18 protein-coding genes are annotated in these 21,412 nt (G+C 54.0%); 7 read left to right on the forward strand and 11 right to left on the reverse strand.

Annotated features, from left to right (window positions below; all coding sequences use genetic code 11):
• Positions 1-106 precede the first annotated feature (106 nt).
• Entirely contained in the window at positions 107-2,197 is a 2,091-nt protein-coding gene (locus KGP21_RS17505) for a molybdopterin-dependent oxidoreductase (protein ID WP_223535902.1), read from the reverse strand.
• A 218-nt stretch (positions 2,198-2,415) separates the two neighbouring features.
• On the opposite strand from KGP21_RS17505, the gene KGP21_RS17510 reads away from it, so the two are divergent.
• The gene (locus KGP21_RS17510; RefSeq protein ID WP_021805653.1) at positions 2,416-3,108 is read left to right on the forward strand and encodes an IclR family transcriptional regulator; all 693 of its coding nucleotides are present in this window, start codon (positions 2,416-2,418) and stop codon (positions 3,106-3,108) included.
• Positions 3,109-3,209: 101 nt separating this feature from the next.
• Positions 3,210-3,596 (forward strand): helix-turn-helix domain-containing protein, encoded by a 387-nt coding sequence (locus KGP21_RS17515; protein ID WP_024486415.1) that lies wholly within the window; start codon positions 3,210-3,212, stop codon positions 3,594-3,596.
• A gap of 702 nt (positions 3,597-4,298) precedes the next feature.
• On the opposite strand, the gene KGP21_RS17520 is transcribed toward KGP21_RS17515, so the two are convergent.
• Positions 4,299-4,463, reverse strand: coding sequence for a hypothetical protein (locus KGP21_RS17520; protein ID WP_021805654.1), 165 nt, complete (start codon positions 4,461-4,463; stop codon positions 4,299-4,301).
• A 490-nt stretch (positions 4,464-4,953) separates the two neighbouring features.
• On the reverse strand, positions 4,954-5,394 hold the full coding sequence (lysM, locus tag KGP21_RS17525; protein WP_024486819.1) for a peptidoglycan-binding protein LysM: 441 nt from the start codon (positions 5,392-5,394) through the stop codon (positions 4,954-4,956).
• Between the two features lie 225 nt (positions 5,395-5,619).
• Here lysM and KGP21_RS17530 point away from each other — a divergent pair, with 225 nt between their 5' ends.
• The gene (locus tag KGP21_RS17530; protein ID WP_021181014.1) at positions 5,620-5,811 is read left to right on the forward strand and encodes a YebW family protein; all 192 of its coding nucleotides are present in this window, start codon (positions 5,620-5,622) and stop codon (positions 5,809-5,811) included.
• Positions 5,812-5,896: 85 nt separating this feature from the next.
• On the opposite strand, the gene ompC is transcribed toward KGP21_RS17530, so the two are convergent.
• The 6 genes from ompC to KGP21_RS17560 all read right to left on the reverse strand — a co-directional run bounded on the left by ompC (position 5,897) and on the right by KGP21_RS17560 (position 13,693).
• Positions 5,897-6,979 (reverse strand): porin OmpC, encoded by a 1,083-nt coding sequence (gene ompC, locus KGP21_RS17535; RefSeq protein ID WP_021805655.1) that lies wholly within the window; start codon positions 6,977-6,979, stop codon positions 5,897-5,899.
• 578 nt (positions 6,980-7,557) lie between these two features.
• Complete coding sequence (astE, locus tag KGP21_RS17540; RefSeq protein ID WP_021805656.1) at positions 7,558-8,541, reverse strand: succinylglutamate desuccinylase; 984 nt, start codon at positions 8,539-8,541, stop codon at positions 7,558-7,560.
• A 12-nt stretch (positions 8,542-8,553) separates the two neighbouring features.
• On the reverse strand, positions 8,554-9,894 hold the full coding sequence (gene astB, locus KGP21_RS17545) for an N-succinylarginine dihydrolase (protein WP_037375384.1): 1,341 nt from the start codon (positions 9,892-9,894) through the stop codon (positions 8,554-8,556).
• A 27-nt stretch (positions 9,895-9,921) separates the two neighbouring features.
• Positions 9,922-11,394 carry a succinylglutamate-semialdehyde dehydrogenase gene (astD, locus tag KGP21_RS17550; RefSeq protein ID WP_179246469.1) on the reverse strand — a complete coding sequence of 491 codons (1,473 nt, stop codon included), beginning with the start codon at positions 11,392-11,394 and terminating at the stop codon, positions 9,922-9,924.
• Entirely contained in the window at positions 11,394-12,428 is a 1,035-nt protein-coding gene (gene astA, locus KGP21_RS17555) for an arginine N-succinyltransferase (protein ID WP_223538535.1), read from the reverse strand. The genes astD and astA overlap by 1 nt, the downstream gene beginning before the upstream one ends.
• Positions 12,429-12,478: 50 nt before the next feature.
• A complete protein-coding gene (locus KGP21_RS17560; protein ID WP_021805658.1) occupies positions 12,479-13,693 on the reverse strand; it encodes an aspartate aminotransferase family protein in 1,215 nt (404 codons plus the stop codon).
• Positions 13,694-15,227: 1,534 nt separating this feature from the next.
• On the opposite strand from KGP21_RS17560, the gene KGP21_RS17565 reads away from it, so the two are divergent.
• On the forward strand, positions 15,228-16,202 hold the full coding sequence (locus tag KGP21_RS17565; protein ID WP_223535903.1) for an alpha/beta hydrolase: 975 nt from the start codon (positions 15,228-15,230) through the stop codon (positions 16,200-16,202).
• Here KGP21_RS17565 and KGP21_RS17570 read toward each other — a convergent pair.
• Positions 16,199-17,608, reverse strand: coding sequence for a PLP-dependent aminotransferase family protein (locus KGP21_RS17570; protein ID WP_223499952.1), 1,410 nt, complete (start codon positions 17,606-17,608; stop codon positions 16,199-16,201). The two genes, KGP21_RS17565 and KGP21_RS17570, sit on opposite strands and share 4 nt — an antisense overlap.
• A 141-nt stretch (positions 17,609-17,749) precedes the next feature.
• Here KGP21_RS17570 and KGP21_RS17575 point away from each other — a divergent pair, with 141 nt between their 5' ends.
• Genes KGP21_RS17575 through KGP21_RS17585 form a run of 3 tightly spaced genes read left to right on the forward strand, consistent with a single transcriptional unit; the run spans position 17,750 to position 20,318 of the window.
• A complete protein-coding gene (locus KGP21_RS17575; RefSeq protein WP_223499953.1) occupies positions 17,750-19,150 on the forward strand; it encodes a cytochrome ubiquinol oxidase subunit I in 1,401 nt (466 codons plus the stop codon).
• A 2-nt stretch (positions 19,151-19,152) separates the two neighbouring features.
• Positions 19,153-20,160, forward strand: coding sequence for a cytochrome d ubiquinol oxidase subunit II (gene cydB / locus KGP21_RS17580; protein ID WP_218519212.1), 1,008 nt, complete (start codon positions 19,153-19,155; stop codon positions 20,158-20,160).
• Positions 20,161-20,174: 14 nt separating this feature from the next.
• Entirely contained in the window at positions 20,175-20,318 is a 144-nt protein-coding gene (locus KGP21_RS17585) for a DUF2474 domain-containing protein (protein ID WP_094983222.1), read from the forward strand.
• Positions 20,319-20,321: 3 nt separating this feature from the next.
• On the opposite strand, the gene KGP21_RS17590 is transcribed toward KGP21_RS17585, so the two are convergent.
• Positions 20,322-21,410, reverse strand: coding sequence for an acyl-CoA desaturase (locus KGP21_RS17590; protein ID WP_218520379.1), 1,089 nt, complete (start codon positions 21,408-21,410; stop codon positions 20,322-20,324).
• Positions 21,411-21,412 lie beyond the last annotated feature (2 nt).

Below are 21,412 nucleotides of genomic sequence, written 5' to 3' on the forward strand. Positions count from 1 at the left end.
TGCAATTATTGGCATTTCTGGTCATTATCCACAACCCCGTCCAGAATCGTCAGGATTGCTCTATAGCCGCACCAGCCAAGGTGTCGCGGCGAATTTCCTCCCTACTTCAACTATCCAGAATTGAACACCTCCCCACATGCACCTCAAGGATCCATTCGTTCATGCCGTGGCTTGAGTGAATGCTGCGGGCCAGCTTGCGTTGTACCGCCATCAACGGGTATTTAGCGGCCAATTCCGGCGAGCCTTGTGGCGATTCATTCACCCGCAGATAAGTAACGACCGGCGAAAATTCTTTCTTCTGCCACTCTTCAATAAAGAAGTGGGCTTTACGGGTCGGCGTGCGGAACACCCCATGTTCAAACGGGATCCAGTCGCCGCTCACCGGCAGCACCGGTCCTTTTTTCAACTGTTCCAGGGTGATACCGGAACCTTGCAGGCAGGCATTGATGTAATGCTCAATCGGCTGGTTAAACACGTCGCCAAAGCCAAACCGTTCAGCCAGACGCGCAAAGATCCAATAATCCGGCTTGGCTTCACCCGGTGGCTCGACCGCTTGCTCCATCAGTTGCACATAGTGGCTACGCACACCCGCCATCAGGCTGACATCTTCAAAAATGGTCGTCACCGGCAGCACCAGATCAGCATACAGCGCGGTAGAACTCATCAGGTTATCGGCCACCACCACGAAGGGAACCTTTTCCAACGCCTTCCTGACCACGTTGGTGTTGGGTAGTTGGGTCATGACCCCCATGGTCATAATCCACCAGAATTTAATCGGGTAAGGCCGGTCATTGACCACCCACTCACCCACCTTGGCAACCGGTATCGGGGTGATTTTCTTCATCGCAGGCGCTGGTGGAATGATCGGGCTGAATTTTGCCATTTGGCGTGCTCCGCCTGCGTCACAGACCCCCGCCCCTCGCTTGCCGATATTGCCAGTTAGCAGGGCCAGGTAGAATTGGCTGGCGGCCACGTAGGTACCAAATTCGGTGCGCTGAGCGCCTGACATATTTTGCACAATCATCGCCGGAGCGGTGGTGGCATAGTCGCGGGCCAAACGCAAAATGGTGTGGGCGGGAATGTCGGTTTCAGCCGCAACCCGGTCAAGCGTCCATGGTGCAGCCTGCTGATAAACGGTTTCGAATACGGTGCGATAGCCGCTGTCGGCTGGCAGTTGGTGCTGGAACAACGCCGGAGTGATCCCCGCCTTGTCATGCCTTACCAGGCTCTGGCTGGTGCAGTCATAAACCAGATAGCTTTCAGTGTCGTTGGCATCGGCACGCACCAATTGATCTTTGGCATCCACCAGATACACCGCGCCGGTATGCTGACGCAGGAAATCTGCGTCAATATGCTGCTCTTCGATAATGATCTTCATCATCCCGAGCGCTAAAGCCGTATCCGTACCTGGAACAATCGGGATCCATTCGTCCGCTTTGGCGGCGGTCTCGTTAAAACGTGGGTCGATAACCACGATGCGAGCGCCCTGTTCTTGCGCACGTAGATAATTTTTAAAATACGCCTGCATGGTCACCGCCGGGTTGTTACCCCAGCAGATAATCAAACGGCTGTCGGCAATGGTGTCGCGGGTATCGGCATAACGTAGCCCCACCATTGGCATCATCGCCGCCGTCACTGCCGAGCAGCAGAGCGAACCCGCCTGTTTCACCGAACCGCCCAGATAGTCGAAGAACGCCTTGCCCATATCGTTCTTTATCGAGTCCATGTTGCCAGCATGAGTGGACAACAGCAGCCCTTCGTTGCCCTGTTCCTTGATGGTGGTACGGATGTTTTTTTCGATTAAATCCAGTGCCTGTTGCCAGGTAATAGGCTCGAATTTACCCTCACCTTTTTTGCCTACCCGCAGCAGAGGCGTCGTGACTCGCTGCTGATGATAAACCCATTTGGTTCGGCTGATGCCCCGCAGGCAACATTTCACATTAAAACCTTCCGTCGCTTCAATCTTCATCAGTTTTTTCTGATAGACGTAAGCGGTCAGGTTGCAGTGCAGGCACTCCATCGCACAGGTTGAGCGGAAAGTTTGATAGTCCGTCAGTTTAAGGTGGATGTGCCGTAGGGGTTCTTTTTGTTCGGATGTTAAGGAGAAAGCGCAAGGCGAGATTGACGCCAGGCCAATAACGCCAAGTCCTTTTAGCAAAGTACGCCGTTTGAGCCGGAGTGAAGAAAGTTCGTTCATAGTTTTTATCTCGGTAATCACACGCCCTGGTGTTCACTATAAATAAACCGAGTTAACCCATAGTATATTGAAGCAGATCAATCCACCTCAAAATAGTTAGTCCTTGCGCGCTGAAAATGCTGCTGCTGCGGAAGCCAGGATCGGGTTAACTGGGGCATTCACCGCCTTAAACTGGTAAAGTGAGCGGATCGAAGTATTAGCAAGTCAAGGTAAGCAGAATGTCGGAAGTTCAAGGCGTAAATTCGGTCGATATTGCCGTGTCGGTATTAGAGAGTGTCACCGCACTGGGGGGAAACGCCCGCGCTTCGGATATCGCCAAACACAGCGGGCTTTCGAAAAGCCGGCTGCATAAATATCTGGTTTCACTGTGCCGTAGCCAGATGCTGTATCAAGAGCAGGAGACCAGCCGCTACTCGCTTGGCAGCAAGCTGTTGGCGCTCGCGGCGGCGGCAGGCAAACAGCAGACGTTGGCGACAATCATCAATAATGCGCTGTGTGAGCTGCGTGATGAGTTGAATTACTCCACCGGCTGGGCGGTGCGACAAGGAAGTAGCATCTTGCTGACGCGCTATAATCGCAGCCATAAAAATATCGATATCGACTACCTCGAAAACACCCTCATCCCTATGAATGCCAGTGCGGCGGGTTATGCCTATCAGGCGTTTGATGGCTCTATTACCCCCCTGCTTGAGGCTAAAGAGCTCGAAAAGATCCGTCTGCAGGGCTATGCGGTACGTTACAATGTTACCGAAGGCATCCCAGGGGCACGCGCGATTGCCTGCCCGATTTTCAGCCAGGATAACGTCCTGTTGGGGATGGCGATCACCATGGGGTTTATTCCAGACGACCCGGAAGAGATTGTTCGTCTGGCTGACCGCCTGATGGCAAAGGTCAAAACGATCCCGCTTTAACCGGCACGAAGGTGACAACCCGGAGCCTGTAAGGTACGCTAAGTGAGCCTGCCGTAAGCTCTGCGCTGCGGTTAAACGACAAAATCAATTGGGTAAAGTTATTGATACAAGAACATCATCTCGCACTAGTCTGCGCACTCAGTAAATGGGTCGAAACCCACCTGGGACGAGTGATCCACCTTGAAGAGTTGGCCGAGTATTCCGGCTATTCACTGTGGCATATGCAGAAGCTGTTCAAAGAAGCGACGGGGATCTCGCTGGGCAAATACATCCGCGAGCGCCGCCTTGCCGGAGCGGTGTACCAGTTGCGTAGCAGCGAGGCTTCCATTTTTGATATCGCCTTGGATTTTGGTTTCGGTTCCCAATCTCACTTCACCTACATGTTCAGAAAGCGTTTCAACATTACGCCCTATGACTTCCGCCAGGATTTGAGTGTCGATCTGCACATCGAGCCTCCGCTGCATATTATTCACCAGAAGATGGCGTGAGACGGCAGCGGGTTGCTTAAGTTATTACAAAAGAAACGGCCCCAGAAAGGAGCCGTTGGCTGAGTATGTCAGCTATGTCAGGATTGTTGATTAGTCATCCAGCGTTACTTTAGTGCTACCGCCACGAGTACAGCAATGCAAACCCAAAACACCGCCGTGGCGATCACAACATGGGATAATCTTGCACGGGAGAGTAATTGACTCATAAACACCTCGCTTACATCGGCAATAGAACTGACAGAGATTTCCGTACAGATTAGTCTTAGCTTAGCAGGGCCTGACTAGTTACGACAGCGTGCTCATTCGGGGTAAATAACAATATTTGATTAACATCACAAACACATTTAAGAAATACATTCACTTTAATAATTTATTGCGACTTAAATATAATTAAAGTGAATTTATTTAGATAAGTTAACCAATAAAGTCCGCAGACCATGCTGCCTGACTCTCATAAGGAAAGGCCATCAAAAAGTGTGTCGTCTCCCTGCTACACCTGAGCTGTAGCGGCTTTGCCGTGGCAGAAAAAATGCCATCCAACTATCCGTTGTCTATTTAACGGCCCACAACCGACGAATGATTCGCCATAACCTTTATTAGTGGTTTAATCGCAGCTAGTACGTTAAGTCCCAAATAAACCAAGGCATATGGCAAAAATATTTCATTGTCGAATCAAGGATTGCGATAAACGCAACTCCGACTTCAGCCGCCTTTGATGTAACAACTTTTGGCATCGACCTCTTGATCGTTATGCCGCAGATCGGATAAATACGTGATGCCAAACAAGATCGACACGACAAGCAACACTGAGATCAATAAGGCAATGACCGCAATAAGCTTGGTTTCATCATGCGGATTATGTTCCATTTTATCTCCTAAAAACAGTAAGTAACTCCCACCCACTGTGTGATCGTCAACGTAAGAATGATCAATATGCAGCAACCGCCGTCAACGTTGTGCTGACCCGTTGCGCATTGTCCATGGTTTTCCTGGTGTTTTTTTGTCTAATGGGGCGTTCACACCCTCTACTCTCTTATCACCTAGCATAACGCCTTGATGCAAAAAAGGGATAACCCTAGGCTCAAGCAACAACCCAATTTACGCCAGAGATAGCTAAGATTTTTCTTGCATGCAGACGCTACCAATTTTCTGCAACAGGGTCAAGATTCTGGAGGTTAGTCACCTGCTTGTGGACTGGAAACATTCTTTGGGTTTATCGAATTACGGGTGGGGAACTTATAGGGGTTAACATATGTATGAACATACGCATTGGTGAGGGATTGCTGCACAGCGCCCCAGATGGGGCGCCGGATTACGCCGTTCTAAGCTCGAGCGTCAATTACCCTGGCTTTCAGCATCATTGCGGGATGCGCAATACCTGGCCCGGATAGATTTTATCTGGATGGCTTAGCATTGGTTTGTTGGCTTCAAAGATCTTGTTGTACAGGTTGGCATTGCCATACATCTCTTTGGCAACGGCACTCAGGGTATCGCCCTTCTTGACGGTGTAAAAGCGGCTTTCCGCTTCTGGTTGCGCCACTGCCACATTATCTTCCACGCCGCTGATACCTGCCACGTTACCCACGGCTACCAGAATTTTTTCTTTCAGTTCCTGGCTGATACCGTCCCCGGTGACCACAGCCTTGCCATCAACGACCTGAACATCCACCTTGTCCGTATCTGGCAGGCCGCTGTTATCAAGGTGCGCTTTCAGCTTGGCGCTTTGATCTTCAGCGTTACCACTCACCGTATCCCACAGTTTTGCGCCAGCTTCTTTGACGAAGTTAAACAATCCCATATTCGCTCCCGTTAATGATTGGATAGTTAGGAAATTTTAAAACTTGTTAAGCTTAGCAGTACCGAGCGGAACTTCAATCCTCTAAGGGATGATTAAACGCTGCCATAATTCTGAAAATACCGTTTTTGTCTGGTCAATTATTATTTTTTTGTATTAATTAGCTAAATTCAGCCAAATTTTACCTACAATAGGGATTGGAACCTTAATGGGGGGACGCAATAGGTTATGTACGCATTGGTGATGTTCGTTTGCTATCTGGATGGTGGCTGTGCCGACATCGTTGTCGACGTGCTGCGTGATGAGCATCAATGCCTGGTAGCGATGAAAGAACAACGGTTACGTCATGCTGGGTGTTTTCCGATCGAGGACTTTATCGACGGCTTCTGGCTGCCTGCCAGCGAGTACGCTCCTTTCTGATCCCACACGCCAAACTGAAAAAGGCAGAGCTTGCGCCCTGCCTTTTGAACCACGTTCCGACACAGGAATGAGGTTTGAATACGACTTAGAAACGGTAGGTCAAGCTGGCTGCCACGATGTTGTCAGTGTTCAGTTTCAGCTTGTTATCGTCATTCAACTGGTTGATTTTGTAATCAACGTAGGTGTACATGTTTTTGTTGAAGTAGTAAGTCGCGCCGATATCGATATATTTCACCAGATCGACATCGCCGATGTTCTCAATGTCTTTACCCTTGGATTGCAGGTAAGCCAGTGATGGACGCAGGCCATTTTCGAACTGGTATTGCGCGACCACTTCAAAGTTTTGCGTCTTGTTGGCAAAGCCAGCAACGCTGTTAACCGTGATCGGGGTCATGTTGCGGGTTTCAGCATACATGGCCGCCAGATACACCTGGTTGGCGTCATACTTCAGCGCGGTGGTCCAGGCCGTCGCGCTGTCGCCTTTACCGTATTGAACGGCCTTCTGATCTTTCGTACGGTTAGAATCAGAGAAAGCTACCGCAGCGCCAATGCCGCTACCGCCGATGTCCTGATAGTCCACAGACATACCATAGCCGTCACCGTTCTGCTTGTGGATGTTGCTGCGGTCATTCTCGTTCTTACCTTGGTACTGCAAGGCGATATTCAGACCATCGACCAGACCGAAGAAGCTGCGGTTACGGTAGGTAGCCAGACCGGTAGAACGGCCATTCATGAAGTTATCGGTGAAGGTATAGGTATCGCCGCCAAACTCCGGCAGCATATCGGTATAGGATTCGACATCGTAAACCACACCGTAGTTACGGCCATAGTCAAAGGAACCGTACTCGGCGAATTTCAGACCAGCGAAGCCCAGACGAGTTTTGGTGCCTTCGGTACCCGCTGACTCGGCGTGGTTAGCCTGGACGTTGTATTCCCATTGGCCATAACCGGTCAAATCGCTGTTAATCTGCGTTTCGCCTTTAAAACCAAAACGCACATAGGTCGCGTCGCCATCGGCAGATTTGTTATCGCTGAACAAGTGCTTGGCGTTAACACGGCCGTACAGGTCGAGTTTATTGCCATCTTTGTTGTAGATTTCGGCCGCATTGGCCATTGAGGCGGCGGTGGCAAGAACAACCGCCAGGGCTACTACACTGCGTTTCATCATTTATTTTCCTAGATTTTATTAAAAGCTGCCCGTCACGCCCAATTTATGCTTTGGGCTGTGATTTTTATCATTTTGTTTTTTATCTACGCCCCTTAATAAAGCGCCATGTGACATTAGCATCATGAATAAAAACTTAAAATAAAAAAGTTCATGAAATAGCGCGCATAAAGCATGTTTATTTGTAACTAAATATTACATCAAAACACTATTCTAATATAATGATTTAAATAGATATTTAATGCATAAGCCATAACGATCACGTTTAAAAGCACCAAAACAGTGCAACCACGTTTCATTTTGTGTGATTTACCTACGATTTTGAATAACCACAAAATTAGCATGCTAATCAATAGCGTTACTTATTTCACACTTTTTACTTATATCAATCTGATTACCAGGAATGGTGCAAATAATTGTATCTTTACTCTGTTTTTTACTTATTGGGGTAAATCATCGAAAGTAAGGGCACGTAACAGGCAAAATACCCTATCAACTGATTAAATAAATTACGCTATTAATGTTTGAAAGGAAAAACGGCGCCACAGGTCACCGACCTGTGGCGTAATGAACGGATGAGATTAAAACAGGGTGCTGCGCGGTACTTCTATCAACATCATGCCTGCACGTAACCCCAATGCCACCTTGGGATTGGGAAACAGGACCCACTCCTTTTCATGCTGCACCCGATAACTATCCCCCGGTTGCTCATACAATAAAGTGCCCTGCGGCAGAGCGGTAAAATTGGCAGTCTCATCGCTCAAATGAAGTTTGAAAGATTCACTGCGTTTAATCAGCGACCGATCGACACGGAACACCCTAATCGGAGCCCCCCCCCGCAAAGGGAGAGATTGCCCGCAAACCAACGCCTGCAGTGCTTCATTGATAGCGGAAAACTGCTGCAGATCGTTGCTGCCAAAGGGACGCGCCTTGCCCAATTCGAGGGTACAGCTGGCCGCCTGCGCATGCTCGCTGGAAAAGTGGCTGAACGTGCCACCAGGCGCCTGGTGTATCACCAGTGCATCCAACTCGGCGGCGTCTAGTAACGCCAACATCTCGGGGCTGTAACTCTGTAGTTGATAGGGCAGGATACCAAAACGTGGCAACAGCGATCCGCGGATCGCCGTATGCAGATCGTAATGAAAACGAGTAGCCTGCTCTCCGGCAAAGAAGCTGGTGACCACTTGCTCTAACTGCTGCGCCCGCGCCGTTTCGCCAGAGGGCTCAAACTGCTGATAGCGCCCACCAAACATGCGATTCATATCGCTTGCCAGATAACGTTGATTGGTTCGCATCGCTGGTGGATTGCCCAACACCACCAGCAAGCGCACCGCCAATGGTCGCACACCTGAGAAGATTTCGTTCACTAACCGGTCGAGCAGTTCGATCGGGGCCGTTTCATTGCCGTGAATACCGGCTGAAAACACCACGGCTTGCCGATAGCCTTGCAGTGGAGTGAGCTCCAATAGCCCTTCCCCCAACCACTTCCAGCGCAGTGCAGCGTTTTCACCCTGGGTGGTAGCTGGTGGAGTTCCCGCCAACGTCAGAGCCAATAAATTGTTCACTATTGCCTCCGGTTACTGTTGGAACGGGTAAACATTACCCAGCCCAAGGATAGAAGTCAGAGCATCCAGTGCCGCACGCCCTTCATGCAGCAGTTGCGGGTCTGCCAGATCCTCCTGTACCAAGCGATCGCGGTAATAGCGGTCTACCCAGTCGTTCAGGGTGGCGAAAAGCGTATCGTTCATCATCACCCGTGGGTTCACCGCCCCCAACTCGGCATCGTTCAGCGCCACGCGTAAACGCAGGCAAGCCGGGCCGCCGCCGTTGCGCATACTTTCGCGCAGGTCGAACACTTTGATCTCGTCGATTGGCCCACCGCTGGCCACCATCTCCGACAGATAATGCCAAACGCCCGGATGCTGGCGGGACTCTTCCGGCACTACGATCATCATCTTGCCATCGGCTTTGGTCAGGATCTGGCTGTTAAACAGGTAGGTCGCCACCGCATCCCCCACGCTGACACGGGAGGTTGGCACTTCTATCGCCACCAGCTCCGTCTCCAGCAAGGCCATCTTACGGCGGATTTGATCCAGCCCCTGCTGCTGATGCAGGAACGCCTGCTGATGATGGAACAGCACCTGCTGATTGCTGACGGCGATCACGTCGTTATGAAAAACGCCCTGGTCGATCACCGCCGGATTCTGTTGCAGAAATACCGTTTGTTGCTCGTGCAACTGATGCAGGCGGGCGATCGCCTCACTGGCCTCGCGCGTCTGGCGAGCCGGGTAACGCGTGGGGGCACTTTCCCCGCCAAACTCCTGCTTGCCATACACAAAGACCTGCACCCCGCGTTTGGCATAGTCGCCCCCAAGGCGGTTATGGTTGGCAGCGCCCTCATCTCCAAACAGTGCCACCTGCGGTAAGGCATCGTGGTGAGCAAAGTATTGCTCATCATTGAAGATGGCACGCAGCACGCTGGAGGTGGTTTCGGCCTCAATCGCACGATGGAATTTGTTATTCAGGTTGGCGGCGGTGAAATGCACTTTCCCATCCTGACTGTCTGGCGAAGGCGAAACCGTCGCGGCATTGGCCGTCCACATGGATGAGGCCGAACTAAGCGCCGAGAGCAGGCGCGGTGAGGTTCGCATCGCCTGGGCCAGCACGCTCTCGTCACTACCGCTGAAGCCCAATTTGCGCAGCGTGGGGAGATGAGGCCGTTCCTGCGGTGGCAACACGCCCTGCTGGAAGCCCATATCCGCCAGCGCTTTCATTTTCAGCAGCCCCTGCTTTGCCGCCAGCTTGGGGTTAGACACGCTGTTGCGGTGCTGCGTCGATGCCTCATTGCCAAACGACAGCCCGGCATAGTGGTGTGTCAAGCCAACCAACCCATCGAAATTGACTTCATATCCGGACATTTTGCTCTCCTGTAAACTGCCGAACGATCAGTTAAATATCAGGCCCGGTGACAGGCTGGTGGGTAGCGTCAGGCTGGCACTTTCCAGCGACGCCATCGGCCAGGCGCAGTAATCTGCCGCATAGAACGCACTTGGCCGATGGTTGCCGGAAGCCCCCACACCACCGAAAGGTGCTGCGCTAGAAGCCCCTGTCAGCGGCTTGTTCCAGTTGACAATACCGGCTCGCGCCTCCAGCAGCAGCCGTTCGAACTGCTCCCGCTGCGGGGACACCAGCCCGACAGACAGGCCATAGCGCGTGTTATTAGCCATGCGCAACGCCTGGTCGAAATGGTCGTAACGAATGATCGTAGTCAGCGGGCCAAAATATTCTTCGTCTGGCACGTCCGCCACGCCGGTCACATCGATAATCCCAGGGCTTAATAACGCACTACCGCTCTCCAGCGATTTCATGGTCAACAAGGCTTTGCCACCCAATGCCAACAGATGGTGCTGAGCTGCCAGCATGTTCTCTGCCGCAGAGGAGGAAATCACCCCGCCCATAAACGGCTGAGGTTCAGCATCCCAACGGCCAATGCGCAGTGTAGATGCCACCTGAACCAGGCGTGTAATAAAGGCATCACCCTGCGGCCCATTTTTCACCAAGATGCGGCGAGCACAGGTACAGCGCTGCCCGGCAGAAATAAACGCCGATTGAATGGCCAGATTCACCGCCGCGTCACAATCTTCAACCTGTTCGACGATTAGCGCGTTGTTGCCACCCATCTCCAACGCCAGGATCTTTTCTGGCTGACCGGCCAACTGGCGATGCAGGTGATAACCGGTGCCTGCGCTGCCGGTAAACAGCAGCCCATCAATATCAGCACAGCTTGCCAAGGCCTCACCGGTTTCACGCCCCCCCTGTACCAGATTGATCACCCCGTCCGGAAGCCCCGCCTGCAGCCATAGCTGTAACGTCACCTCCGCCGTTAACGGCGTCAATTCGCTAGGTTTGAACACCACGCAGTTGCCCGCCAACAGCGCCGGAACGATATGCCCATTCGGTAAGTGACCAGGGAAGTTATACGGGCCAAACACCGCCAATACGCCGTGCGGCCGATGGCGTAACACCGAGGCTCCGTCGGCCATCGCGGTTTCCGTCACCCCAGTTCGTGCCTGATAGGCCTGTAATGAAATGCCCACCTTGCCAATCATCGCCTGGACTTCGGTCAAGGTTTCCCAGCGGGGTTTGCTGGTTTCACGGCTGATGGTCTCGGCCAGATGCTGTTTATGCTCTTCCAGTAACGCCGCGAAGCGTTTTACCAACTGTTCGCGCTGCGCAAATGGCGTGCGAGCCCAGGCAGGAAAAGCCTCGCGTGCAGCTGCGCAGGCCGCAGCCACGTCGTCAATATTGGCCGCATTGGCTTGCCATAGCGGTAGGTTATCCAACGGATCGGTTTTGCTGAACTCAGCGCCTCGGCCAGCCAGCCAGACGCCATTAATTAACAATGCAGGATGCGACATTACACTTTCTCCTGAGCGATAAGCTTGATGACCCGTACCGGGCCCCCCTGCTCGACGCCCAGCGCCGCTGCCGTTTCGGCGTTGATACGCAGGCGATCATCATGCAGTTGGGCATGCACCAACAGGGCGCGATAATTCTGATAGTTGTCGTTGGCCACCAGGTAGGCTGAGGCTTCGTTGAATACCTGTGCCTCATCCAGCACCACCTTCACCAGTTTGCTGCGCTTGACCGCGCGGATCTCGTCGATCTCGGCTTCCAGCGTCGGGCCCCCGTCAAAGATATCGACGTAGCCCTGATAGCGCAGCCCTTCGGCTTCCAGCAGCTTGCGCGCTGGTGCGGTTTGCGGGTGAACCTCGCCGATCACCTTCTGCGCATCTTCGGCCAGAAAGTCGACATACAGCGGGTGTTTTGGCATCAGTTCGGCGATAAACGCCTTTTGCCCGGTGCCGCTGAGGTAGTCCGCCTTGGCGAACTCGATAGAAAAGAAGTGGCGGCCAACGCTTTCCCAGAAGGGGGAACGGCCATTTTCATCGGAATAACCGCGCATCTCCGCTATCACTTTGCGGGAGAATTGATTGCGAAATGCGGCCATAAACAGGAAGCGAACCTTTGACAGCAGCTTGCCATTCTCACCATGCCGATAGTCCGGATCGAGAAACAGCGTACAGAGTTCCGAATGACCGGTATGATCGTTGCTTAAAAACAGCGTTGGCACCGATTTATAGACATTAAGCTGCTTTGAGGCATGCACCTGGGTACCGACGCGGAAGCTGTACCAGGGTTCGGTCAGCCCAACCGCGACTTCGATCGCACTGACGCCAACGACCTGTTGCCGTTCGGTATCCTCCATCACAAACAGATAGCAGCGATCGCTTTGGGGAAGTTCGCCTTGCCAGGTTTTTAACGCCCGCTCAATACGTGCCGACAGCGTCTCTTCATTCTGCGGCAAAGAGGTGAGGCCAATACCGGATTTACCGGCGAGCGTCAGCAGGTCAGCCAGGTCACGACGCTCTATGGGGCGGATAATCATCATAATGCGAACCTCGGTAGTCATCGGCTGCGCACCGGGCGCAGCCGCCTTGATTAGCTGCAAATCCGCGCCACAGCACGCGCGAATCGCGCCAGCCCCTCTTTCACATCCTGTTCCGGGATGATCAGTGAAGGCGTAAAGCGCACCACGTCCGGACCCGCGATCAGGGCTATCACCCCTTCCTCGTTAGCCAGTTGGGTGATCTGCTTGGCTCTACCGGCATATTCCGGGTTCAGAGCGCAACCAATTAACAGACCCGCCCCGCGGATTTCGCTAAAGATCGGATACTGTAGGTTGATTTCCGTCAGCCCGGCGATAAACCATTCGAGACGCTGCTTCACCCCATCGAGCACCTCCGGTGTGTTAATCAGCGAGAACACCACCCCAGCCACTGCCGCTGCCAGCGGATTGCCGCCGTAGGTGGTACCATGAGTGCCGACGCCCAGCGTTTTTGCCAGTTTGTCGGTGGTGATCATCGCACCGATCGGGAAACCGCCGCCCAACGCCTTGGCGGTGGTCAACACGTCCGGTACCACCCCGTAGTTCATATAGGCATACAGCGAGCCAGTTCGGCCCACGCCGGTTTGCACCTCATCAAAGATCAGCAGTGCGCCGTGGCGATCGCACAGTTCACGCAACCCTTGCAGGAATTGCGGTTGCGCCGGTACCACACCGCCCTCGCCCTGAATCGGCTCAACGATCACCGCGCAGGTACGGTCGTTAATCACCTGAGCAGCGGCGGCCAGATCGTTAAACGGCGTGTGGGTAATACCGCCAGGCAGTGGCGCAAAATCCTGTGAGTATTTTGGTTGGCCCCCGGCAGAAACGGTAAACAGGGTGCGACCATGAAACGCGTTATTGAACGCGACGATCTGGTTCTTTTCTCTGTTACCACTATCCAGTGCATATTTTCGCGCTAGCTTCAGCGCGGCCTCGTTGGCTTCCGCACCGGAGTTGCAGAAAAATACCTTGTCGGCAAAGGTGGCATCAATCAGCTGTTTGGCCAGGCGCAACACCGGCTCGTTGGTATAACCGTTGCCCAGATGCCAAAGCTTGCCGGCCTGTTCGACCAGCGCGGCCAACACCTGCGGATGGGCGTGGCCCAGGGCGTTGACGGCAATGCCTCCGGCGAAATCAATATAGGATTTCCCCTGCTGATCCCAAACCTGTGAGCCTTCTCCCCGCACCAAAATAAAGTCCGCAGGGGCATAAACCGGGATCATCCAGTCGTCGAAAGACTGGCGGGTAACTGCGATTGGCTGTTCCATAATGACCTCATAACGTCAGCAAAGGCTGAATTTTGGCGGTAAGGACCGCTCTGGTGGCGCAAGGCCGGCGAAAAAGCAAATTAACCCTATTATCCGGTGTCTTTTCTGGCCGACGATAATGCTGCTCAGCGCCGCCTATTCAGATACAAACCTGTTACATAAAATCGGTTATTCACTATTAATGCCGCATTTAGCGCCCCGGAGCGGGGAATAAATGTTAATGAGTAGTTAAAATACAGCCCATTTGATAAATAGTGTAGAGCAGCTATCGTGCCAGAACGGGGTTTTTGACGGATTTACCAATTTTTTTCGTTAAAACAAGGAGTTATATTGCATAAACATTCAATAATTATGCATTTGTAATGATTAATGGCAAAAATAGGGCCTAAAATCATCAGCGATGGAGAAATCCTATTCAATCGCAAAATTCTTCCGCTTTTCTGATCCTGCTCGCAAAAATAATTGCGTGAGATGGCGGGATCGGCGCCCTTTTGCACCGCAATTGTGCAATGCGCCCTCATTTAGCGCAGCAAAATGCCCCTCACCCTAACCCTCTCCCACAGGGAGAGGGGACAGTCCGTGCCACAATTTATCTGGGTGTTCGTCCTTTTGTTGGGGGGCCGATCGAGTGGATTTGAAACTGTGGTGATTCACCTTTGCCTGAGAGATGAGTTTGCTGAGAGGACCACTTTACTTCCAAATGAGCAGGAGCTATCAGCTCCCTCTCCCTATGGGTGTACAGACCGGGGACAGTCCGTGCCACAATTTATCTGGGTGTTCGTCCTTTTGTTGGGGGGCCGATCGAGTGGATTTGAAACTGTGGTGATTCACCTTTGCCTGAGAGATGCGTTTGCTGAGAGGACCACTTTACTTCCAAATGAACAGGGGCTATCAGCTCCCTCTCCCTATGGGTGTACAGACCGGGGACAGTCCGTGCCACAATCTATCTGGGTGTTCGTCCTTTTGTTGGGGGCCGATCGAGTGGATTTGAAACTGTGGTGATTCACCTTTGCATGAGGAGATGCGTTTGCTGAGAGGACCACTTTACTTCCAAATGAGCAGGAGCTATCAGCTCCCTCTCCCTATGGTGTACAGACCGGGGACAGTCCGTGCCACAATTTATCTGGATGTTCGTCCTTTTGTTGGGGGCCGATCGAGTGGATTTGAAACTGTGGTGATTCACCTTTGCCTGAGAGATGAGTTTGCTGAGAGGACCACTTTACTTCCAAATGAACAGGGGCTATCAGCTCCCTCTCCCTATGGGTGTACAGACCGGGGACAGTCCGTGCCACAATTTATCTGGGTGTTCGTCCTTTTGTTGGGGGCCGATCGAGTGGATTTGAAACTGTGGTGATTCACCTTTGCATGAGGAGATGCGTTTGCTGAGAGGAGCACTTTACTTCCAAATGAGCAGGAGCTATCAGCTCCCTCTCCCTATGGGAGAGGGTTGGGGTGAGGGCACACTCCCAGTCTTTGACTACACTGATAAGTTACCCCGTACTCAATGTTCCTCCTCAACCTTAAGGATCCCAACATGAGCAAGAAAACCTTTGATGCCACCCAGCCCGCAGCGGTCAAAGACGTAGCCGCCTTTCTGGCGGAGTTGAATGCCAGCGGCGGCAAACCGATGGAACAGATGAAGCCGAAGGAGGCACGTAAGGTGTTGGAAGGCGCGCAACGCAGCGTCGAGGTGGTACAGCGTGAGGTCGAGATCGAAGAGAAAACCATTCACGTGGCCGGTCAGGACATCCTGCTGCACATCGTGCGCCCGCCACGAGTGAAAGGGAAATTGCCGGTATTCATGTTTTTCCACGGCGGTGGTTGGGTATTGGGTGACTTCCCAACTCACGAACGATTGGTGCGCGACCTGGTTTACAGTTCCGGAGCGGTAGCGGTGTTTGTCAATTACACACCGTCACCAGAAGCCCTGTATCCCGCCGCCATCGAGCAAGCCTACGCGGCCACGGAATGGGTGGCGGAATACGGAGAAAAGATCAACGTCGACGGTACCCGGCTGGCGGTAGTGGGTAATAGCGTTGGCGGTAACATGGCGACGGTGGTCAGCCTGATGGCTAAAGAGCGAGGCACGCCGGCACTGCGCTGCCAAATCCTGCTGTGGCCGGTCACTCACGCCAGTTTTGATCGCGATTCCTATCATCAGTTTGCTGAAGGCCATTTCCTGACGCGCAATATGATGAAGTGGTTTTGGGACAACTACACCACCGACAAGGCCCAGCGTAAGGAGATCTACGCCTCACCGCTCAATGCGAGCCTGGAACAGCTGCAAGGGCTGCCACCCGCGCTGATCCAGACCGCCGAGCTGGACGTACTGCGGGATGAGGGGGAGGCCTACGCCCGCCTGCTGAACGCGGCTGGCGTCGAGGTGACCGCCACCCGCTACAATGGGCTGATCCACGATTACGGCCTGTTAAACCCCCTCGCCCAGGTTCCGGCGGTGCATTCGGCTATTCATCAGGCAGGACGTGCATTGAAGCATTACCTGGCCTAGCCCAGGCTACGGATCAGCCTGGCCAAGGTCTTGATGGCGGTTTCAAGCCTGTCGCTCCACTCAAAGGAGGCGTTCAGGCGGAAACAGTGGTTGAAACGATCGCCGGTGGTGAACATTCGCCCCGGCGCAATACTGATGCCCTCCGCCAGCGCACGCTGGTAGAGCTCCATGGATGACTGTGTCGCCTCCAGCTCCAGCCACAGGAAATAGCCTCCGTCCGGCTGGCTGACCTTCACCGTCGGCGGGAAGTGTTGGGCGATCGCCTGATGCATGGCACTTTGGCGCTGGGCCAATAAACGCCTCAGGCGACGCAGATGGGTATCATAACCACCATGCAGCAGATAATCGGCAATCGCCATCTGGGTCGGCACGCTGGTTGAAACAGTGCTCATCAACTGCAAGCGCTGAATTTGCGGTGCATATCGCCCTGCGGCTACCCAACCCACGCGAAATCCCGGAGCCAGACATTTTGAGAACGACGAGCAGTGCAAAATCTGCCCGCCCTGATCCAACGCCTTGGCTGGCAAGGGGCGCTCAGCGCTGAAATAGAGCTCGCCGTACACATCGTCTTCCAACAACGAGATCTGATGCTCGCGCAGCATCGTAACCAGCCGTTGTTTATTCTCGTCCGACATGCTCGACCCTTGCGGATTCTGGAAATGGGTCATCAGCCAGCAGGCCTTGATCGGATACTGCTCAATCGCCTGCTGTAACGAATCTAGATCGATTCCGTGCTGCGGGTGGGCAGCGATCGCCACCGCTTTCAGTTTCAGGCGTTCCAGCGCCTGCAACGCGCCGTAAAATGCCGGGGATTCAATCGCCACCGTGTCCCCCGGCTGCGTCACCGCTTGCAGGCTTAGGCTTAACGACTCCATCGCTCCGGCGGTGATCACAATCTCATCAGGGGAGACCTGCATCCCATTCAGCGCATAGCGTTGGGCAATATGGCGACGCAATGCCTCGTTGCCGGGCGGCAGATTGGCAAGGGAACTGTGAGGTGTGAATTTTCGGGCTACGCTGCTCAGCGCCCTGGCCAACTTGGGTTGCATAAACAGGGTGGCATCCGGGAAAGCCGAACCGAAGGGCACAATCTCTGGATCCTTACAGGCTTGCAGCACGTCAAAGATAAAGGCGTTGATATCCACCTGTTCGCTCACCAGCAGTTTCTCACCCCGAATGGGCTGTGGTAACGCCTGTGAACGGGCCGCCACATAGTAACCAGACTGCGGCCGCGCTACGATCCAGCCCTGGCTTTCCAGTAGCTGGTATGACTGCACCACCGTCATCAGGCTCAGCCCGGCACGTTTGCCACTTTCCCGCAGCGAGGGCAGTTTATCCCCGGCACGCCATACCCGGTTCTGGATCTGTTCGCGGATCTGCTGGGCAAGCTGTTCATATCTGGTCATACAATTCCAACTGTTATAGGAAAAAGTAAAATAACTGTCACTGTTATCGTTACTCTACTCCATGCTCTACTTAGCGCAAGTTTTAATAAGCAAGCTTTCGCTTTCCTAAGAGGCCGATTATGAACAAATCAAGGAGGCTCCATGTTCGGACTTGATGCATTGGAGCTGGCACGGATCCAGTTCGCCTTCACCGTTTCCTTCCACATTATCTTTCCGGCGATCACCATCGGCATGGCCAGCTATCTGGCGGTGCTCGAAGGCCTATGGCTGAAAACCGGCAATCAGGCTTACCGGGATTTGTACCATTTCTGGTCCAAAATCTTCGCCGTCAACTTCGGCATGGGCGTGGTTTCCGGCCTGGTGATGGCCTATCAGTTCGGCACCAACTGGAGCTTTTTCTCCGAATTTGCCGGCAGTATCACCGGCCCACTGCTGACCTATGAAGTGCTGACTGCCTTCTTCCTCGAAGCCGGATTCCTGGGCGTGATGCTGTTTGGCTGGAGTCGTGTTGGCCCCGGCCTGCACTTCTTTGCCACCAGCATGGTAGCACTCGGCACGCTGATCTCCACCTTCTGGATCCTGGCCTCCAACAGCTGGATGCAGACCCCGCAGGGGCATGAGATCATCAACGGCGTGGTCGTGCCGGTTGACTGGTTCAAAGTGATCTTCAACCCGTCCTTCCCTTACCGCCTGCTGCATATGACCACCGCGGCATTCCTGTCGTCGGCCTTCTTTATCGGTGCCTCGGCGGCCTGGCACCTGTTGCGTGGCCGTGATACGCCAGCCATGCGCAAGATGCTGTCAATGGCTATGTGGATGGCGCTGATCGTCGCCCCTATCCAGGCGGTGATCGGCGACGCACACGGCCTCAATACGCTGAAATATCAACCGGCCAAAATCGCCGCCATCGAAGGCCACTGGGAAAACCCGCCGGGAGAGGCCACTCCGTTAATCCTGTTCGGATGGCCGGATATGGAGCGTGAAGAAACCCGCTTTAAGGTGGAAATCCCTTACCTAGGCAGCCTGATCCTCACCCACAGCCTTACCGAGCAGGTTCCGGCGTTGAAATCCTTCGCACCAGAAGATCGCCCTAACTCCACCGTAGTGTTCTGGTCGTTCCGGATCATGGTGGCGCTGGGCATGCTGATGATCCTGGCTGGCGTGTGGAGCCTGTGGCTACGCTGGCGCGGCGGACTGTATCAGTCCAAACCCTTCCTGTACTTCATTCTGTGGATGGGGCCTTCGGGGCTGATCGCCTTGCTGGCGGGGTGGTTCACCACCGAGATTGGCCGCCAGCCATGGGTCGTCTACGGGCTGCAACGCACCGCCGATGCCGTCTCTGCCCATGGCGACATCCATATGAGCGTGAGCCTGTTGGCCTTTATCGCCGTCTACTGCTCGGTGTTTGGCGTCGGTTATTCCTACATGATGCGCCTGATCCGCAAAGGCCCGCAGGCCCATGAAGGTGACGAGCCAAGCGGCCACGGCACTCCGGCACGTCCGCTCTCAGCGGTACACGAAACTTTGGACGACAGGAGCTGAACATGGGTATCGATCTTCCGTTGATTTGGTTTGTGATCATCGTGTTTAGCACCATGATGTACGTGGTCATGGACGGCTTTGATCTGGGCATCGGCATTCTGTTCCCATGGGTGAAAGATAGCCACGATCGCAATGTGATGATGAACACCGTAGCACCGGTATGGGACGGCAACGAAACCTGGCTGGTGCTTGGCGGGGCTGCCCTGTTTGGCGCTTTCCCACTGGCGTATGCGGTGATCCTGGATGCGTTGGCCATTCCCCTCACGCTGATGCTGTTTGGCCTGATCTTCCGCGGCGTGGCCTTTGAGTTCCGCTTCAAAGCCAAACCGGAAAAGCGCCATATCTGGGATAAGGCGTTTATCGGCGGTTCAATCCTGGCCACCTTCTGCCAGGGCGTGGTCGTCGGGGCGATTATCGACGGCTTCCCGGTGGAAGGCCGTGCCTATGTCGGTGGCCCCTTCGACTGGTTCACTCCGTTCGCCCTGTTCTGCGGTTTGGGCCTGGTAGTGACCTATGCGTTACTCGGCTGCACCTGGTTGGTGATGAAGACTGCCGGAAGCTTGCAGACCCGGATGCATCGTCTGACCACTCCTCTGCTGGTTAGCCTGCTGCTAATCCTGCTGGCCGTCAGCGTCTGGACGCCGATCGCTCACCCTGAAATTGCGACCCGCTGGTTCAGCCTGCCGAACCTGTTCTGGCTGCTGCCGGTGCCGCTGCTGGTGCTGCTCAGCGCCTGGGGGATCTGGCACGGCGTACGTCACGATGCCCACTATTCACCGTTCCTGCTGACGCTGCTGCTGGTGTTTCTGGGACTAAGCGGTCTGGGTATCAGCATCTGGCCGCTGCTGATCCCACCGACCATCACCCTGTGGCAAGCCGCAGCGCCGCTACAAAGCCTGGGCTTTATGCTGGTGGGCGCGCTGTTTATTATTCCGATTATTTTGGTCTACACCTTCTGGAGCTACTACGTGTTCCGCGGCAAGGTGAGCCATGAGGATGGGTATCACTGATGATGAATAAGACGATGAATGAGAACACCGCTACCATTCCCTGGTGGAAACGCGTCGGCTGGCTGGTGGTTATCTGGAGTGCCAGCGTCCTGGGGCTGTTTTTGGTCGCTTCGCTATTTCGCCTGCTGATGACCGCCGCCGGGATGAAGCCGGAATAGTTCCTACTGCTTCCCCATCGCCCCCAAAAAACGCTGTTGCATCCGCAACAGCGTTTTCAGATCCAGGCACTGATAATCCAGCCCGTGTTGGGCCGCAACCTCGGCAATGATCTTCGCCAAGGCAGGGTAATGCCGATGGCTCCAATGTGGGAACAGATGATGGGTCAGGTGCAGGTTGGCACCGCCCAGCCAGTAACCAACCCAGCGTGGCGTGGCCTGCCAGTCGAAGGTGGTGGCAAACAGATGTTGATACCAGCCATGCACCATCTTGCCCTGCTCGGGAGCCTGATAAAAATTGGCTTTGGCCCAATGGGTACCCACAATCAGCATCACAAACACCAACGACGACAGCATCTGGCTCAGCAGGTAAGTTAGCCAGATCGCGGTGGCGCTAACCTCAGGCGGCATCAGCCATAGCGGGATTGCCAACGCCAACGTGAAGTGTGCCAGCTTGCTCAGCAAGAAAACGCCCCAGCCTTTGCTCCCCTGCAACATCATCTTGGGCGTCATGCGCGTTTTGCCAGCCCGATCCAACCAGTCAAACAGCCAGATGTAATACGGGAAAGTCAGTGCCGCCACCATCGGCCAGTAGTATTGCTGCAAACGCATAAAGGTTTTGCGCTGCTGGAACGGTGTTTGCCGCAGTACGCCGTTAGGCTCAATATCCGGATCGTAACCTTCGATATTGTTGTAGGCATGGTGGAAGATAACGTGACGCACCCGCCAACAGTCCGCATCCAACCCCAACGGGATGCTCACAATAAAGTTAAGCCAGTGGTTCAGCCGTGCCCGTTTGAAAAAGGCATTGTGTGAGGCGTCGTGCACCACGTTCACCGTCAACATCATGGCGGAGAAAATAAAGCCGACGTAGCAGCCGAAATAGGCCCAGGCGTTTTGCTGCTGCAAACTGAGTGCATAAAAGCCCGCGCACACCAGGATCAGCAGCAACACCTTGGCGAACATCCCTCGGTCGGCAAAGCGGTGGTCGCCCCGCTCCGCCAGATAAGCCTGGCTGCCACGCATCAGCGCCAGATGAATGTCTCGGTTCTCCCTTTGGAACGCCAAGGGCCGCAGCGGCGTGGTGTCTGGCATCT

It is taken from the genome of Serratia sp. JSRIV004, assembly GCF_019968705.1.
GTDB lineage: Bacteria > Pseudomonadota > Gammaproteobacteria > Enterobacterales > Enterobacteriaceae > Chania > Chania fonticola_B.

Excerpts from the sequence above, each read along its gene's own strand:
- KGP21_RS17505 (WP_223535902.1), bottom strand. The coding sequence starts at position 2,197 with ATGAACGAACTTTCTTCACTCCGGCTCAAACGGCGTACTTTGCTAAAA.
- KGP21_RS17510 (WP_021805653.1), top strand. The coding sequence starts at position 2,416 with ATGTCGGAAGTTCAAGGCGTAAATTCGGTCGATATTGCCGTGTCGGTA.
- KGP21_RS17520 (WP_021805654.1), bottom strand. The coding sequence starts at position 4,463 with ATGGAACATAATCCGCATGATGAAACCAAGCTTATTGCGGTCATTGCC.
- lysM (WP_024486819.1), bottom strand. The coding sequence starts at position 5,394 with ATGGGATTGTTTAACTTCGTCAAAGAAGCTGGCGCAAAACTGTGGGAT.
- KGP21_RS17530 (WP_021181014.1), top strand. The coding sequence starts at position 5,620 with ATGTACGCATTGGTGATGTTCGTTTGCTATCTGGATGGTGGCTGTGCC.
- ompC (WP_021805655.1), bottom strand. The coding sequence starts at position 6,979 with ATGATGAAACGCAGTGTAGTAGCCCTGGCGGTTGTTCTTGCCACCGCC.
- astB (WP_037375384.1), bottom strand. The coding sequence starts at position 9,894 with ATGTCCGGATATGAAGTCAATTTCGATGGGTTGGTTGGCTTGACACAC.
- astD (WP_179246469.1), bottom strand. The coding sequence starts at position 11,394 with ATGTCGCATCCTGCATTGTTAATTAATGGCGTCTGGCTGGCTGGCCGA.
- astA (WP_223538535.1), bottom strand. The coding sequence starts at position 12,428 with ATGATGATTATCCGCCCCATAGAGCGTCGTGACCTGGCTGACCTGCTG.
- KGP21_RS17560 (WP_021805658.1), bottom strand. The coding sequence starts at position 13,693 with ATGGAACAGCCAATCGCAGTTACCCGCCAGTCTTTCGACGACTGGATG.
- KGP21_RS17565 (WP_223535903.1), top strand. The coding sequence starts at position 15,228 with ATGAGCAAGAAAACCTTTGATGCCACCCAGCCCGCAGCGGTCAAAGAC.
- KGP21_RS17570 (WP_223499952.1), bottom strand. The coding sequence starts at position 17,608 with ATGACCAGATATGAACAGCTTGCCCAGCAGATCCGCGAACAGATCCAG.
- KGP21_RS17575 (WP_223499953.1), top strand. The coding sequence starts at position 17,750 with ATGTTCGGACTTGATGCATTGGAGCTGGCACGGATCCAGTTCGCCTTC.
- cydB (WP_218519212.1), top strand. The coding sequence starts at position 19,153 with ATGGGTATCGATCTTCCGTTGATTTGGTTTGTGATCATCGTGTTTAGC.
- KGP21_RS17585 (WP_094983222.1), top strand. The coding sequence starts at position 20,175 with ATGAATGAGAACACCGCTACCATTCCCTGGTGGAAACGCGTCGGCTGG.
- KGP21_RS17590 (WP_218520379.1), bottom strand. The coding sequence starts at position 21,410 with ATGCCAGACACCACGCCGCTGCGGCCCTTGGCGTTCCAAAGGGAGAAC.